This is a genomic window from Streptomyces sp. NPDC006450 (genome assembly GCF_040612195.1).
GTDB lineage: Bacteria > Actinomycetota > Actinomycetes > Streptomycetales > Streptomycetaceae > Streptomyces.
Genome location: NZ_JBEXPT010000140.1, coordinates 1 through 16,248 on the forward strand (window position 1 = coordinate 1; position 16,248 = coordinate 16,248).

12 protein-coding genes are annotated in these 16,248 nt (G+C 72.8%); all 12 read right to left on the bottom strand.

Annotated elements, in window-relative coordinates; all coding sequences use genetic code 11:
* Positions 1–40: 40 nt before the first annotated feature.
* The 12 genes from ABZY57_RS28455 to ABZY57_RS28510 all read right to left on the bottom strand — a co-directional run bounded on the left by ABZY57_RS28455 (position 41) and on the right by ABZY57_RS28510 (position 16,027).
* Positions 41–415, bottom strand: coding sequence for a nuclear transport factor 2 family protein (locus ABZY57_RS28455; RefSeq protein ID WP_356516702.1), 375 nt, complete (start codon positions 413–415; stop codon positions 41–43).
* Positions 416–483: 68 nt separating this feature from the next.
* Positions 484–1,719 (bottom strand): PLP-dependent aminotransferase family protein, encoded by a 1,236-nt coding sequence (locus ABZY57_RS28460; protein WP_356516704.1) that lies wholly within the window; start codon positions 1,717–1,719, stop codon positions 484–486.
* Positions 1,716–3,053, bottom strand: a complete 1,338-nt coding sequence (locus ABZY57_RS28465) for an MFS transporter (RefSeq protein ID WP_356516705.1) — start codon at positions 3,051–3,053, stop codon at positions 1,716–1,718. Before ABZY57_RS28465 ends, ABZY57_RS28460 begins: the two co-directional genes overlap by 4 nt.
* Positions 3,050–5,662, bottom strand: a complete 2,613-nt coding sequence (locus tag ABZY57_RS28470) for an ATP-grasp domain-containing protein (RefSeq protein ID WP_356516707.1) — start codon at positions 5,660–5,662, stop codon at positions 3,050–3,052. The genes ABZY57_RS28465 and ABZY57_RS28470 overlap by 4 nt, the downstream gene beginning before the upstream one ends.
* A 95-nt stretch (positions 5,663–5,757) precedes the next feature.
* Complete coding sequence (locus ABZY57_RS28475; RefSeq protein ID WP_356516709.1) at positions 5,758–7,035, bottom strand: biotin carboxylase; 1,278 nt, start codon at positions 7,033–7,035, stop codon at positions 5,758–5,760.
* On the bottom strand, positions 7,032–8,330 hold the full coding sequence (locus ABZY57_RS28480; RefSeq protein ID WP_356516711.1) for an amidohydrolase: 1,299 nt from the start codon (positions 8,328–8,330) through the stop codon (positions 7,032–7,034). The genes ABZY57_RS28475 and ABZY57_RS28480 overlap by 4 nt, the downstream gene beginning before the upstream one ends.
* Before the next feature lie 10 nt (positions 8,331–8,340).
* On the bottom strand, positions 8,341–9,804 hold the full coding sequence (locus ABZY57_RS28485; protein WP_356516713.1) for an MFS transporter: 1,464 nt from the start codon (positions 9,802–9,804) through the stop codon (positions 8,341–8,343).
* Complete coding sequence (locus ABZY57_RS28490; protein WP_356516715.1) at positions 9,791–10,516, bottom strand: hypothetical protein; 726 nt, start codon at positions 10,514–10,516, stop codon at positions 9,791–9,793. The genes ABZY57_RS28485 and ABZY57_RS28490 overlap by 14 nt, the downstream gene beginning before the upstream one ends.
* 101 nt (positions 10,517–10,617) lie before the next feature.
* A complete protein-coding gene (locus tag ABZY57_RS28495) occupies positions 10,618–11,952 on the bottom strand; it encodes a diaminobutyrate--2-oxoglutarate transaminase family protein (RefSeq protein ID WP_356516717.1) in 1,335 nt (444 codons plus the stop codon).
* A 4-nt stretch (positions 11,953–11,956) separates the two neighbouring features.
* Positions 11,957–14,350, bottom strand: a complete 2,394-nt coding sequence (hypF, locus tag ABZY57_RS28500) for a carbamoyltransferase HypF (RefSeq protein ID WP_356516719.1) — start codon at positions 14,348–14,350, stop codon at positions 11,957–11,959.
* 23 nt (positions 14,351–14,373) lie between these two features.
* The gene (gene hypE / locus ABZY57_RS28505) at positions 14,374–15,399 is read right to left on the bottom strand and encodes a hydrogenase expression/formation protein HypE (protein ID WP_356516721.1); all 1,026 of its coding nucleotides are present in this window, start codon (positions 15,397–15,399) and stop codon (positions 14,374–14,376) included.
* A gap of 43 nt (positions 15,400–15,442) precedes the next feature.
* The gene (locus tag ABZY57_RS28510) at positions 15,443–16,027 is read right to left on the bottom strand and encodes an isochorismatase family cysteine hydrolase (protein WP_250739586.1); all 585 of its coding nucleotides are present in this window, start codon (positions 16,025–16,027) and stop codon (positions 15,443–15,445) included.
* Positions 16,028–16,248: the final 221 nt, after the last annotated feature.

Consider the following 16,248-nt stretch of genomic DNA (forward strand, 5'->3'; position numbering starts at 1 on the left):
GTCCGGACCGCCCCCCGGCGGTCCGGACCCGGCCCGGCGGTCAGATCGCCGGACGGTAGAAGAAGGTCTTGCGGCGCTCGATCCTGCCGTCGCGCACGAGGTAGGTGTCGGCGAAGGCCTCGTCCAGGGTCCTGCCGTCCCTGTCGGCGCCCTGGAAGCGCCCCCAGCAGGCGGCCGCGGCCAGGCCCCCGGTCACCTGGCTCACCTCGTGGGCTCCCGAGGTGATGATCCGCTCGTGCTCGTAGAACCGGCGGATCCGGTCGAGACCCTCCAGCGCCGGGTAGCCCGGCCGTTCGTACACGGCGTCCGGCGCGAAGACCTCGCCGAGCCGGTCCCACGAGCGGGTGTCGATCACCTGGAACAGCCGGGCCACCAGGGAATCGGCGGTCACCGGTGCGGGCGACGTCGTTGTCACGGCCTTGCTCCTTAAGGGTGTGGACGGATAAGAGGAAGCGGGAGGGAAGACGGAGGACGGAGAGCGGGTCACGGCCCGTCGGCGAGGGCCTTTTCCCAGGCCTCGGCCAGCCGCGACACCCCTTCCCGGCGCTGCGCGCCGTCCAGGGAGGCGAAGGACAGCCGCAGGACCCGCGAGCCGTCCTCCTCGATGCAGAACGGCGTGCCGGGCACGATGGCCACTCCCCGCGCCAGCGCGTGCGCGTACAGCGCGTCCGAGCCCACGCGGGGATCGGTCAGCCGGCACCAGAAGAAGAGCCCGCCGCGCGGCCGCTCGAAGTCCAGCCAGGGCAGCCGCTCGCGCAGCAGCGTCTCCATGGCGCGGGCCCGGCCGCCGTACAGCGTGCGCAGGCCCGCCAGGTGGGCCGGCAGGAACTCCGGGTCCCCCAGCAGATCGGCGAGCAGGTACTGGCCGAAGGTGTTGGTCTGGAGGTCCCCGCACTGCTTGGCGGCGACCAGCTCCCCGATCAGCTCGGCCGGGGCGACCAGACCGGCCACCCGCAGTCCCGGGCAGACCGTCTTGGACAGGCTCATGAGCCGGACCACCCGCCCGCTGTGGACGTCGGTGGACGGCAGCCGGCTCCCCTCGAAGGCCAGGTCCCCGTACGGGTCGTCCTCGACGACGAGGAAGCCGAACCGCTCGGCCAGCTCCGCCAGATGGCGGCGCCGCTCCTCGGAGAGCACGGCTCCGGTGGGGTTGTGGAAGTGCGGCACGACGTAGACCAGTTTGGGCCGGGCCCCGGCGAGGAGGCGCTCCTCCAGTACGTCGGTGCGCATCCCCTCCGCGTCGCCGGGCACCGGCAGCAGCCGGGCTCCGGCCCGCCGGAAGACCTGGACGGCGCCCAGGTAGCTCGGGTCGTCCAGGGCCACCTCGTCGCCCTCGTCGACGAGGGTCTGGGCGACGAGGTCCAGGCCCTGCTGGCTGCCCGCGGTGACCATCACCCGCTCGGGGCCGACGGGGGCCCCGGTCGCGCTCGCCCGGGCCGCGATCACCTCGCGCATCGGGGCGATGCCGTCCGTGGGGGCGTACTGGAGCGCTCGTGCCGCAGACCCGCCCGACCCGGCGAACAGCCGGTCGGTGGCCTCGGCGAGCCGGGCCACGGGGAAGCTGTCGGGGGCCGGGATCCCGCCGGCCATCGAGAGCACCCCGGGGGCGGCGGCGGCCGCCAGGATCCGGCTCACCGCGTCGGAGCGGCCCCAGCCGGTCCGGCGGGCGAGGAGGCTCTCGATGCCACGAGGGGCGGCGGCTTGCTGCGCGGCGCTCATCCTGCGTCCACCTTCCGCGGTTGCGCGACGATCTGGGGCGGGAAGTCCTTCAGGCGCCACACCGGCGATTTCAGGACCACCAGGACCGCGGTCAGGAAGAGCGCGGCGGTCACGAAGAGCGTCTCCCGCAGCCCGATGAGGTCGCCGAGCCAGCCGCCCAGGAGGGCGCCGAGCGGGAGCGTGCCCCAGGAGACGAAGCGGTATCCGGCGTTCATCCGGCCCAGGAGGTGATCCGGGGTCATGGACTGGCGCAGGCTGATGATGTGGATGTTGGCGATGGTGCCGCCCGCGCCGATCAGGCCGAACGCGGCGACGAACAGGGCCAGCGAGGCCGCCCCGCCGTTCGCCGGAGCGGCCGGGATCGCCACCGGTGCCAGGCAGCACAGCAGCAGGGCCGTCAGGATGGCCGGTCCGAGCCCGGTCCTGCGCTTGAGCCGCTGGGCGAGCATCGAGCCGACCAGGGAACCCACCGCGCCCGTGCCCAGCAGCAGCCCGATGCCACCCGGCGAGATGCCGAGCGTGCGGGCCGCGTAGAGCACGAAGACCGTCTGGAGGGACATCCAGCACAGGTTGTACAGCCCGGACTGGAGGGCGCAGGCCCGCAGGTGGGCGCTGTCCCAGATGATCCGGATGCCCTCGGCGATGCTGGTCCGGATCCCGGTCCGGTCCTGCTGGGGCACCGGCTCCGGCTCGACGCGCCGTACGGCGAGCAGCGTCAGCACGGAGACGAGGTACGAGATCCCGTTGATCAGCAGCGCGTAGGGCGCGGTGACCCAGCCGATGAGCAGACCGGCAAGCCCCGGCCCGCCGATCTGGGCCAGCGAACTGGTTCCCTGGAGCTTGCTGTTGCCCTCCACCAGGTGCTGCTTGCCGACCAGGGTCGGCAGGTACGACTGGTAGGACACGTCGAAGACCACGGTGAGGGTGCCCACGAGCAGCGCGGCGACGTACACGTACTCGATGCGGAGCAGGTCGAGCACGGCGAGCAGCGGTACGGCACTGACCAGGAGCGCACGCCCCACGTTGGCCATGATCATCAGTGGCCTGCGCCGCACCCGGTCGACCCAGACGCCGACCAGGAGGGTGACCATCAGGAACGGGGCGTAGGAGGCCGCGTTGACGAAGCCCACCTGGGAGGAGCTGGCGTCGAGCGTCAGCACCGCGGTGAGCGGCAGCGCCAGGGTCGTGACCTGGGCCCCGACCTGTGAGATCGCCTCCCCGGACCAGAACTTGAGGAACTCCGGGTCCCGCCAGAGCGTGGAGGGCGCGGCGGCCGGTGGTGCGGCCGCCGTCTCCTCCACCGGCTCGGCGGCCCCGTTCCCGATGCCGGTCATTTCGCTTCCACTCCCTCGGCGGCCGGGTCGACGTGGAACGCGCAGCCGATCTGGGCGCCGCGCAGCATGCTCACGATGCCCACGGCCGGGTCGGTGACCCCGCGGGCCAGGGTGCCGGCGTAGCGTCCGTCGACCATCAGCGTTCCGTAGGCGACGGCCATGTCCTCGCAGGTCTCGCCGTCCTCGGAGAGGAACCGCTCGGTGGTCGGCAGCAGGCGGTGCTGGAGGACGTACGGGCCGTCGACGGCCTGGCGCAGCTTGGCGACCCATTCCTTCTGGTCGGTGGTCCAGCCGGGGGTGACGCCGACGCCGCCGTAGAGCAGGGTGGGCTTGAGGACCAGGTGGTCCTTGTTGGCGATGGCGTAGGGCAGCAGGTCGATCTTCTCGCCGCCGAAGGTGACCTTCTCGTCGCGGACGAATCGGGTCCAGGGCAGGATCCGGTCGATCAGCTCGCGCTCGGCCTCGGTGAAGACGGAGCGGTTGCGCTCGTCGCTGAGCATCGCGAGGCTGCCCTTGTTGCCGTACAGCTCGCAGTCGAGCGGGGCGAACAGTTCGACCGTGCCGGCCTCGACGGCGTCGAGCAGCGGGTTGACGAGGTCGTAGGTGCGGGGCTCGTCGGGCATTTCGCCGGGCAGGAACATCCGGTAGACCACGTCGATCTTGCGGCCCTGGTGGAGGACGCTGCCGTTGTCGTAGGCGAAGTCGCCCAGGTGGCAGACGATCGTCTCGAAGCCGAGCCGCTCGAAGGCCGGTACGACGAACTCCATCCAGCACTTGGACTTCTCGAAGCCCTCGGGCCAGTCGGTGATCGCGAGCAGCGGCCGCTCGATGCCTTCGAGGGAGGGTGCCTGGCGGCGCAGCACCTCGGTGATGCGGGCGAGCGGGTCGGGGTAGACCAGGCTCTCGGCGGCCGCGAACTCCGCGAACTCGGCGTCCTGGATCAGGGCGCGGGCGAACTCGCCCATCTGCCAGCCGCCCAGCGAGGAGCCGGTGTTGAGTTCCATGACGCGGAAGCCGCCGGTCTCGCGGTACAGGTCGGCGCGGGAGAGCGGGGCGAGCTCGTCCGTGGAGCCGCGCAGGACCAGGTCGGCCTGTGTGGGGGACATGCCGACGGCGGTGGCGAAGGCGCGCAGGTCGCCGCCGAAGAGCCGGGCGGGCACCGCCTTGAGCAGTTCGAAGAGGCCGTTCAGGTCGTTCTCCAGGCCCGTGACGTCGGCCTCGCTGAGGAAGACGGGGCGGTTGAGCCCCTCGCCGCCGCCGGCTCCGTAGCGGAACCACTCCACGCCGCGGACTCCGGAGACGGTCTGTCGGGCGGCGGTGCGCTCGTGGTCGAAGAAGCGGCGGGTCACGGCGTTCTCGACGCGGGCGCCGAGCCGGTGCGCGGCGACTCCGGAGACCTCCGTACGGGAGAGCGCCTCGGCGCGGTCCAGGGCGCGGCGGGTGGCGGCCGGGGTCTCGCCGACCGCGATGAGCGCGGCGGAGCGGGGGGTCAGGCCGCGGGGCGGGAGCAGCAGCTCGTCGCCGGGCTCGACCAGGGCGACGGCCTCGGCGAGGTCCTCGACGTCCTCGGGGGCCGGCAGGACGACGCGGTCGACTGCGCCGTCGTAGGCCGGGTAGAGGAAGCGGACCTCGGCGCTGAGGGCACGGGTCGGGGTGATGTCGGGGGTCTCCTCGAAGGCGATCCTGGCGGCGGCCAGCGGCAGGTCCACGCCGGTGGCGAGGTTGTTCAGGTGCGGGATGAGGTCGCCGCCGAGGCGGCCGTTGAGCTCGATCAGGCGGGGACCGTTCGCGGCGACGCGCAGTTCGGTGTGGGTGACGCCGTAGTCGACTCCGGCGGCGCGGTGCGAGTCCTGGACCAGCTGGGTGACGGCTTCGGCCCACGGCTCGTGGCGCCAGTCGGTGACGAGGTGGCCGACCTCTTCGAAGTACGGGTGGGCGCCGAGGCGCTTGCGGGCCACGCACACCGGGGTGGCCAGGCCGTCCACGACGACGCTGTCCACGCTCAGTTCGGGGCCCTCGACGAACTCCTCGATCAGGACCGAGGCGGTGGTACCGGCGCCGCGCAGCCGGCTGGTGGAGGCGAGCCGGAAGGCCCGGCGCAGGCCGTCGACGTCGCGGGCCATCATCACGCCGAAGCTGCCGCCGAGGGTGCGGGGCTTGACGACGACCGGGAAACCGATGGACTCGGCGGCGGCGACGGCCTCGTCCTCGGTGGTGGCCGGGACGTAGCGGACGGCGGCCATGCCGGCCGCTTCCAGGGCCTGGCGGGTGGCGTACTTGTCGCGGCAGGTCTTCGCGGCCGCCGGGTCCATGGCCCGCATGCCGAGCTTCTTGGCGACCGCGGACACGGCGACGAGCGACCACTCGTCCCAGGTGACGATCGCGGCATTGGCGACCTCGCCGCGCAGGTCGGCGACCGGGGCGTACAGCTTGGCGGCGTCCGTGGTGTCGGCGATCCGGTGGGTGTCCACGTAGCGGGCCTGCCAGGTGGGGGCCTCCGGCGCGACGAGGGTCACCTCGTAGTGCTGGGCGAGGGAGGCCAGGGCGTACTCCCGGTACTGCTGTATGCGGCTGCCTACGAGGATGACGCGCTGGCGTTCGGAGGTCATGGGGACCACGGTGGATTCCTTTCGGTACGGGGCGTGGAGCCGGTTCGCCCTGGAGAACAGGGGGTGCGAGAGGTGGTGCGGAGGTGTGGTGGGGGTCAGTCCGTCCGACCGGCGGCGGCCGGTGGGGCTCCGACGGGCACGCAGGTCAGGCGGAAGGAGCCGGCGGACTCGGTGATGGCTGCCTCGACCTCCCGGGTGGAGGCGCCGCGGAAGCGGAAGCGGGTGCCGACGTGCTCGTAGCCGCTGATCGCCGGGGCGGTGGAGCCGACCGGGGTGTGCTTGACGGCGTACGGGAGCCGGCCGGGCGCGGGTTCCCGTACCCAGCCGGCCGCGTCGACCCGGCAGGGGGCGGGCACCGGGAGCGGGAGCAGCAGGTAGCCGCCGACCTCGCCGGTCTTGAGCGGCGGCAGGACCGGGGTCCGGCCGAGCTGGATGTCCACGGCGGCGGCCATCAGGTCGATGCCGTGGACGTCGCGCCAGGTGAAGGGGATCTCCCCGCCGCCCACCCGGGCACCGCACTCCAGGAAGACCAGCGCGGGCCCGCCGTCGGGGGCCGGGGTGACGAAGGCCTCCAGGTGGAAGACCCAGGGCTGGGAGCCGCCGAGGGCGGGGCCGACGGCGGCGGCGAAGGCCTCGACGGCCTCCAGGAGCGCGGGGTCGTCCTCCTCCACGGAGCCGAGCCAGGTGCCCTGGGTGAAGTCGGCGCAGGTGCCGCCCACGTAGCGCGAGACGGTCCAGCTGCCGAGCGAATCGCCTTCCCACAGGCCGTCGATGTGCAGGATCGGCCCGTCCACGTAGCTCTGGACGAGGTGCGGTTCGGCGGCGAGCGCCGCGGCCAGCCCGGTCAGGGCGGCCAGTTCGGCGGCGGAGTCGATCCGGACCACGCCCCGACTGGCGGTGCCGCGGTGCGGTTTGACGACCAGCGGCCAGCCGTGTGCCCCGCCGAAGGCGAGCACGGCGGCCGGGTCGGGGGCGGGGGCGAAGGCGGGTACCGGCAGGCCGGCGGCCTCGGCCGTACGGCACATGGTCAGCTTGTCGCGGAACACGGCCAGTTCGGCGGTGTGCTGGCCGGGGATCGCGAACTCCTCGCGGATCAGCGCGGCCGTGTCCAGGTCGCCCTCGTTGAGGGCGACCAGCCGTGCCGGGGCGCCGAAACGGGCGACGAGCCCGGTGACGGCGGCGCGGACGGCGGGCAGGTCGTCGGTCAGCCCGACGGTGGCCACCGCGGCGGCGGTGCGCGGTAACGAGGCGCGGCCGAGCTCGGTGCTCACGTAGGTGACGTGCGCGGTGGTGTGGTCGAGGTAGTCGGCGTAGTGGGCGTGGGTGTCCCGCCAGCGGTGCAGGACGATGATGTGCGGCCGGTCGGCGCTCATGCCGCCTCGCCCCCCTCACCCGCGTCGGCGTCGGCATCGGCCGCGGAGGCGGCCGCGAGCCAGGGCAGGGCGGCCGTCGCCATCGTGCGGACGCCGACGGAGAGCGCGGGTCCGGCGACCGGCGCGAAGGTGGAGGAGTGGTTCTGCGGGAGCTCGTCCAGCTTGCCGGCCGCGAAGGCCTCGCCGAAGGCCTGCGGGTCGAGGCCGCCGTAGAACCAGTACACCGAGGGGACCCGGGCTGCGGTGGCGAGGAGGCCGAAGTCCTCGCTGGCGGTGGTCGGGCCCATGGTCATGACGGCGCCGGCCCCGAAGTGCTCGCGGTGGGCGTCGGCCACGCGCGCGGCGCTCTCGGTGTCGTTGACGGTCATCGGCAGGTGGTAGACGGAGGTGATCTCCGGGTCGGCGGTGGCGCCCGCGGCGGCCGATTCGGCGCGCGCGAGGCGCTCGACGGCCGCGAGGACCTTCTCGCGGACCGGAGCGGAGCTGGTGCGCACGTTGATGCCGAGTTCGGCCGTGTCGGGTATGACCGCGGCGGTGGTGCCGGCGTGCAGTTTGCCGACGGTGACCACCACCGGCTCCTGGGCGGCGATCTCGCGGGAGACCACGGTCTGGAGCCGCAGCACGAGCGAGGCCGCCATCACCACGGGGTCGACGGCCGCCTCGGGCTTGGAGCCGTGGCCGCCGCGTCCGAAGAGCTTGACGGTCAGGGAGTCGGTGGCGCCCATGACCGTGCCCGGCAGGGTCGCGATGAGGCCGACGGGGCCGGGTCCCACGTGCGAGCCGAGGATCACGTCGGGGCGCGGGAACCGCTCGAAGAGGCCGTCCTCGACCATCTCGCGGGCTCCGTAGCCGCTCTCCTCCCCCGGTTGGAAGACGGCGACGACGGTGCCGCTCCAGGCCCCGCGGTTACGGGCGAACAGGGCGCAGGACCCGATCAGCGCGGCCACGTGGAGGTCGTGGCCGCAGGCGTGCATCACGGGGACCTCGGCGCCCGCTTCGTCGGTGGCCGTCGCGGTGCTCGCGTAGGGCAGCCCGGTGGCCTCCTTGACGGGGAGCGCGTCCATGTCGGCGCGCAGCATGACCACCGGTCCGTCGCCGTTGCCCAGGACCGCGACGACGCCGGTGCGGCCGACGCCGGTGGTGATCTCCCAGCCGCCCTGGGCGGCCAGCCGCTCGGCGACGAGGGCTGCCGTCCGCTTCTCCTGGAAGGCGAGTTCGGGGTGGGTGTGCAGCTCGCGGTAGTCGGCCTCCAGGGCCGGCATCAGCGAGTCGAGACCTTCGAGCAGTGCAGTCATGACGTCCTTCTCAGGCATGAGGGGTTACGGACACGGGCTGTTCGCGACCGGGGTGTTCGCGCACACCCCATGAGGCGGCCAGCGCCGCCGCGGCGGTCAGTGCGGGCCACCACGGCAGCCAGGCGCCCAGACCCGCCGACCTCAGGAGTTCCGCGAGCATCGGGAACGTGCCGCCGAAGAGGCTGATCGCGGCCGCGGTGGGCAGCCCCACGGCGACGGCGCGCACCGCCGGCGGGAACAGCTGTCCCGCGAAGACGTTGCTCACCGCGAGCGGGAGGCCCAGCAGGAAGAGCAGGACCACGGTGACGGCGGGGACGGGCACCCGTCCGGAGTTCATGGCCGCCAGCAGCGGCACGGTGCCCAGGGCGAGCCCGGCGAAACCGAGGCGCAGGACGGGCAGGGCGCCGAACCGGTCGGCCGCCCTGCCGCCGCCGAGCATGGCCGCGAGGAGCGCCACCATGCCGAGGAGCAGTGCGGCGGAGGCCTCCTCCTTGGTGGCGGACCCGGCGCTCTCGGCGTACGAGGGGAAGTCGACGGTGACGAAGTAGAAGGCGGTGGTGGCTCCTGAGGTGATGGCGAACACCACGGCGAGGCGGCCGAGATGGGCCCGGAGCACCGGCCAGGGGCTCGGCGCCTTCACCACCGGTGCCGCCTCCACCGCGGCTTCCGCGGCTTCCGCGGCTTCCGCGGGCGGGGCCGCTCCCTGCACGGCCCTGCCCGCGGAGGCCGTGAAGACGGAACTCTCCGCCGCCCCGCGCCGGATCCACAGGGCGGTCAGCCCGAGCAGTGCGCCGAAGACGAAGCCGTAGCGCCAGGCGCCGTCCTCGACTCCGCTCTCCCCGAACACCCCGAGCAGGACGTTCATGACGACGAAGGAGAGTGCGCTGCCCAACACCACGCCCCCGTAGGAGACGGCGCTGTAGAAGTAGCGGCGCCCGGCCGGTGCGGTCTCGGTGACGTACGCGGCCACGCTCGGGTTCTCCGCCCCGACCGACAGGCCCTGCACCAGCCGGGCCCCGACCACCAGGAGCGGAGCCGCCAGGCCGATGGAGGCGTAGCCCGGTATGACGGCGAGGAAGAGGGAGCCGGCGGCGATCAGGCCGACGGTGAGGGTCAGTCCGTAGCGCCGGCCGCGGGTGTCGGTGAGCCGGCCGATGAGCACGCTGCCCAGCGGGCGGACCAGGAAGCCGAGGGCGAAGCCGAGGTAGGCGGCGATGAGTTTGGCGGTGGGCGAGGTGCCGGGGAACAGGGCCTCGGCGAAGTAGGGGGCGAGGATGCCGTAGATGGTCCAGTCGTAGGCCTCGACGACCGATCCGACGGTGGCAGCGGCCAGTTCCCTGCAGGGGCGCCGGGCCGGCGCGGGGGCGGTGGTGGCCGCCTCCGCACCGGCCACCGCACCGGCCACCGCACCGGCTTCCGCACCGGCTTCCGCCGCCCCGGCCGCGGGGAGGCCGGCGTGCTTAGTGCTGGTCATCTGTTACTCCGTAGACCCTGATCAATGAGGTGTCCTGGCCGGGGAAGGGCACGGCGTGGAGCCGGACCCCGGTCGCCGGGAGGGCGTCCAGGCCGGTCAGACCCGTGAGGGCGGGCAGGCCGGCGGCGGCGAGCGCCGCCGCCACCGGCCCGTTGCCCTCGCGGCTGTCCGTGGCCACGAGGAGCGCGCCCTGCCCGGCGAGCAGTGCCACGGCGTCCTCGGTGAGGTACGGGCCGGCCGCGCGGCCGGTCTGCACGACGACGGCGTGCCCCGTGAGGTCGAAGGGCGCCAGCGCCAGCCGGTCGGCGACCGGCTGCCCGGCTCCGAGGAGCCGGACCAGGACCACGGGAAGGTCCACCAGGCCGGCCAGGCCCGGTGCTGCCCCGTCCGAACCCGTCGGCCAGGCGGCCCGGGTCGCGGGGCCGGTCAGGTCCGTCGTGGTACGGCCCGATCCGGCGGCACCGGTGTTCCGGGAGCCCTTGTGCGGCTCCTGGAGCAGCTCCCGGCGGGTGATCTTCGTACTGCCGACCATCAGCAGTCCGAGGTGGCGGACGATCAGTTCGCCCAGTTCCCCGTCGGCGATGTCGTCGCCGGGGATGTCCAGGCGGAACCCCTGCATCTGCAGGGCGCCTCCGTTGCTGAAGACGACCTCCGCGTCGAAGTCGACCCGCCACTCGCCGCCGTGCTGACCGTTGTTCGTTCCCGTGGTCATGTCCCTGTCCTCACGTTCGTGGATCCGGTGCGGCGCCGGGTCGGTGACGACCTCGTGCCGCGCGGATCCGTGCTCTGCCGTGCCGAGCCGGCCGATCCGGCTCAGACGCAGTCGATCAGAGCCTTCTCCAGAGCCGCTGCCATCTCGTGGATCTCCTCGTCGGTGATCACCAGCGGCGGAAGCAGCCGGATCACGGCGCCGTGCCGGCCGCCGCTCTCCAGCAGCAGCCCGTGGTCCAGGCAGGCGCGTTTGATGCGCTTGGCCCGGGCCCCGTCGGCGGGCCGCGACCCGAGCCGGTCGGCCGGGCCCGCGGGGTCGACGATCTCGATGCCCCACATCAGGCCCCGGCCGCGGATCTGGCCGATCTCGGGATGGCCCGCGGCCAGCCGGCCGAGCAGGGTGGCGATCAACTCGCCCTTGGCGGCGGCCTTTTCGATCAGCCCCTCGGCCTCCGTGACCCGCATCGCGGCGAGTCCCGCGACCAGGGCGATCTGGTTGCCGCGGAAGGTGCCCGCGTGGGCTCCGGGCGTCCAGGCGTCGTACTTGCCGTGGTAGAGCAGCAGCGACAGCGGGAAGCCTCCGCCGGCCGCCTTCGACACGAGGACGGCGTCCGGTTCGATCCCCGACTCCTCGAAGGCCCACATGGTGCCGGTGCGTCCGAAGCCGGCCTGGATCTCGTCCAGGACCAGCGGGATGTCCAGCCGGGCGGTGATCTCCCGCAGACCGCGCAGCCACGAGGCCGGCGCCGGGATCACCCCGCCCTCGCCCTGGACGGCTTCGACGAAGATCGCGGCCGGGGTGGTGATGCCGCTCTCCGGGTCGGTGAGCAGCCGCTCGATGTAGGTCAGGCCGGCCTGGATGCCCGCCTCGCCGCCGATCCCGAAGGGGCAGCGGTAGTCGTAGGGGTAGGGCAGGTGGTGGACGTCCGGCATCAGCGAGGGCACGGACTGCTTGGCGCCCAGGTTGCCGGTGAGGGCGAGGGCGCCCGCCGTCATGCCGTGGTACGCCCCGTGGAAGGAGATCACCGTCCGGCGGCCGGTGGCGATCTTGAACAGCTTGATGGCGGCTTCGGTGGCGTCGGTGCCCGCCGGTCCGCAGAACTGCGTCTTGAAGGTATCCGCCATGGTGCCCGGCAGCCGCGCGTACAGCGCCCGGAGGTACTCGTACTTGGCCGGGGTGGTCAGGTCCAGCGCCTGCTGGACCTGACCGGAGGTGAGGTACTCCCCCACCGCGGCCAGCACGTCCGGGTGGTTGTGCCCCAGGGCGAGGGTGCCCGCCGCGGCGAGGCAGTCCAGGTACTCGCGTCCGTGCCCGTCGCGGATCCGTGCTCCGCGGCCTTCGGCGAGGAGCTTGCCGAAGGCGTTGGCGTAGGTCCGGGCGCCCGATTCGCGCGCCTCGACGAAGGTGTACATCTCGTCCGGCGTGAGGGTGGTCACGTCGTCACTTCCTCAGGTGTGAGCGGGCATCGGCGACCATGACCTGGCCGAGGGCGATCCCTCCGTCATTGGTCGGGACGAGCCGGTGGACATAGGTGTCGAACCCGTCGGCGGTCAGCCCGGTCAGACAGTTGAGCAGCAGGAACTCGTTGAGGAACACGCCTCCGGAGAGGGCGACCTGGTTGACCCCGGTCTCCTCCCGCAGGGCCTTGCAGCGCTCGCGCACCATCTCGACGACGGCCGTGTGGAACCGGCGGCTGATCCGGTCCACGGGCAGCCCGCCGGCGATGTCGGCGGCCATGGCCCGGATCACGGGCCGCGGGTCGACCTCGGTCAGTCCGTCGGCCTCGTAGGCCCCGAAGCGGTACGAGGCCTGCGGCTCGCGGGTGGCGTCGCGGTCGAGCAGCCCCTCCAGCTCGATCGGGCCCTGGGCCTCGTACTCGGCCCTCGCGCAGACCCCGGCGAGGGCGGCGGCCCCGTCGAAGAGCCGGCCCATGCTGGAGGTGGGCGGGGAGTTGATCCCGCGGGCGGCCATCGTGGCGAAGACCTGCCGGCGCTGCGCGTCGAGGGCGGCGAGGGCCGGGAAGGCCGCCAGGGCCCGGTCCCCGTCCCCGTCGAAGGCGTCCAGGGCGAGCGCGTACCCGGTGCGGATGGGTTCGCGTACGGCCTGGTCGCCGCCGATCAGCGGCAGGCCGCGCATCCGGCCGACCCGGCGGTAGGCGGCGAAGTCCCCGAGGAGGAACTCCCCGCCCCAGACCGTGCCGTCGTCCCCGTAACCGAAGCCGTCGAAGATCACGCCGAGGGTGGTGCCGCTCACGTGGTTCTCCGCCATGCAGGAGGCCATGTGGGCGTGGTGGTGCTGGACTTCCACCGTGGGGAGCGCCGGGCCCGTGCCGTCGTCGTCCAGGGCGGCCCGGGTGGAGCGGAACTGCGGGTGCATGTCGTGCGCCGTGACCTCCGGCTTGAGCGCGTACAGCTGCGCCAGGTGCCGGGCGGTGCGGTGGTGCGCGGCGAAGGTCTCGTCGTTCTTGAGGTCGCCGATGTGCTGGCTGAGGAAGACCTGGGAACCGTTGGTGAGGGCGACGGTCGTCTTCAGTTCGGCGCCGAGGGCGACCACGGGGGCCACCTCGCGGCCGACGTCCACCGGGTAGGGGGCGTAGCCACGGGCCCGGCGGATGAACTGGAGCAGCGGTTCGTCGAGTTCGGGGTGGTCGGAGAGGCGGACCACCGAGTCGTCGACGCGGATCTCGATGTCACGGTCGTGGTAGAGGATCACGTCCGCGATCTCGAAGAGCTGCTCCAGGGCCTCTTCGTTGCGGTAGGCGATGGGGTAGCCGGAGATGTTGCCGCTGGTGGCGACGAGCGCTTCGAGGCCGGGCTCGTCCAGCAGCAGGTGGTGGTGGGGTGCCGAGGGCAGCATGATCCCCAGGTTGGGGTTGCGCGGGGCCACGGACTCCGGGAGGGAGCCCGCGCGCTTGCGGGCCAGCAGGATGGGGCGGGCCGGCGAGCGCAGGACGTCGATCTCCGCTTCGGAGAGCTCCACCAGGCCCTGCGCCGTGGCGAGATCGCGGACCATCACCGCGAACGGCTTGGAGTCGCGGCGCTTGCGGCTGCGCAGCAGCGCCACGGCCTCGGCGTTGGTCGCGTCCACCACGAGGTGGAAGCCGCCGACGCTCTTCATGGCCGCGATCCCGCCGTCCGCGAGCACCCGGGCGGCCCGCAGGAGCGCCTCGTCGCCTTCGGCCCCGTTCCCCTCGCGGTCCCGGAGCAGCAGCCGGGGGCCGCAGTCCGGGCACGCGTTGGGCTGTGCGTGGTAGCGCCGGTCCATGGGGTCCTCGTACTCGGCCTTGCAGTCCGCGCACATGGTGAAGGTGGCCATGGTGGTCATCGGACGGTCGTACGGCAGGTCCTGGATGATGGAGTAGCGGGGCCCGCAGTTGGTGCAGTTGATGAAGGGGTAGCGGTGCCGGCGGTCCTTCGGGTCGCGAAGTTCCGCCTGGCAGTCGCCACAGACGTGGGTGTCCGCCGGGAGCAGCGCGGACCGGGCTCCGGTGTGCTCGCTGTGCACGATGGTGAACGGGCCCGCGGGCACGGTGCCGCGGTCCAGTCCCCGGGTCGGGCGGACCTCGTCGACCCGGGCGAGCTCGGGGGCGCGGCCGCTGAGGCCCGCGGCGAACTCCTCCAGGGCGGCGACCGGTCCGGACGCCTCCACCAGCACGCCCTCGGGATCGTTGCGAACCCAGCCGCAGAGGCCGAGTTCACGGGCCAGCTTGTAGACGAACGGCCGGTAGCCGACGCCCTGGACCACGCCGGTGACGCGGATGCGCCACTCGTCATAAGCGCTGCCGGCGCTGCCGGTCCCGACGGCTCTCTCCGTGACGGTCTGCTCGGTGCTCATGGCGGTCTCCTCGGTCCCTTGTCTCAGCAGAGCCGGGGGAGTTCGGCGCCGAGGAGTTCCTCCAGCTGGGTCTCGCGGCCGTCCGTGTCGCGCAGCAGCACCAGGCCTTCGGTGTCCTCGGAGACCTCGCCGATGGTCACCGCGTCCTTGCCGTAGGGCTCGGAGCGCAGGGCCGCCAGCACCTCCGCCTCGGCCGCCGGGTCCACGAAGAGCGCCAGGCAGCCCTCGTTGGCGCAGTGCAGCGGGTTGATGCCGAGCATGTCGGCGGCCATGGCCGTCTCGTGCTGGATGGGCAGGTCGTCCTGGGCGACGCGGATGGTGCGGCCGAGCTTGCCCGCGTACTCGTGGAGCACGGCGGTCAGGCCGCCGCGGGTGACGTCGCGCATCGAGCGGACGGCGCCGGGCGCCGTGTGGGACAGGACGGTGTCGACGAGGCCGGCCAGCGGAGCGCAGTCGCTGTCCACGCGCTGTTCGAAGCCCAGTCCCTCGCGGATGGAGAGCAGGTGCACCGTGTGGTTGCCGATGGGGCCGCTGAGGATCACCTTGTCGCCGGGGCGCACGTCGGTCATGGTGAGCGGCTCGCGCTCGAAGACCCCGACGCCCGCGGTGTTCAGGTAGATCTGGTCGGCCTCGCCCTTGCGGACCACCTTGGTGTCCCCGCCGACGATCTGTACGCCGGCCTCGCGGGCGGTGTCGCGGACCGACTCCAGCGCCCGGACCAGCTTGGCGATGGGGAGCCCGGTCTCCAGGATCATCCCGAGGGTGAGGTACTTGGGCCGGGCGCCCGCCACGGCCAGGTCGTTGACGGTGCCGCAGACCGCGATCTTCCCGATGTCCCCGTTGCCGAAGAACGGCGGGTCGACCACGAAGGAGTCGGTGGTCATCGCGATGCGGTCGCCCTCGATCTTGAGGATCGCGCTGTCCTCCATGATGCCGATGTACACGTCGCCGAGGGTCGACGCGATCACCTGGAGCAGGTCCTGGCTGAGCTTCGCGCCGGTGCCGTGGTCGAGGACGATGAATTCGGTGGGATCCACGCTCGTGGTCATGCCGGTTCCTTTCTGGAATGGGGCGTCGGGGAGAGGGGCGTGGTCACGGGGTCTTGATGTTCTTGCGGGGCAGCCCGCCCTCGGCGTCGAGGACCCGGATGACCTCGGCGGAGTCGGTCACCGTGGCGCAGTAGCCCTCCAGCCAGTCCAGGGCGCGCTGCTTGTCGTCCAGGCGGGCCGAGACGACGCAGTCGGACGGGACCCAGATGTTGTAGCCGCGGAAGAAGGCGTCGGCGGCGGTGGTCTGGACGCATATCTGCGTCTGCATGCCGGTGATCAGCACGGTGTCCACTCCGAGGGCCTGGAGGCGGTCGTGCAGGTCGGTCTCGTAGAAGCCCGAGTCCTTGCTCTTCTCCATGACGACGTCCTCGGGGGCCAGGAAGGCCTCGATGATGTCGGCGCCGTGGGTGCCGCGCTGGACCGGGAGGTAGCCGTCGTAGCGCTCGGCGTTCGGGTCGTCCGGGTCGTTGACGAGCTGCAGGTGGAAGATGTGGTGGCCGCGGCTGCGCATCTCGTCGAGGAAGCCCGTGAAGTGGGGGGTCGCGGCCTCGACGGCGGCGACGCGCTCGGGGTTCTTCTCGACGAGTTCGTACTGGAGGTCGTTGGTCAGGACGGCGATCTTGGACATGGCTGTGCCCTTCGGTGGAGGGGTGGGGTCCCGGAGCCCGGCCGGCGCACGTCGACGTGCGCCCCGGCGGGCGGGGGGGGGGGTGTGGGGGGTGGGTGGGGCGGGGGGGGGGGGCGGGGGGCCCGACGCCGCGGGGGGCAGGTGCGGGCCCACCGACACCCAACAACCCATCACCCCCCACACCACCCACCCACACGACTCATAAAGAAACAAAAACGCCA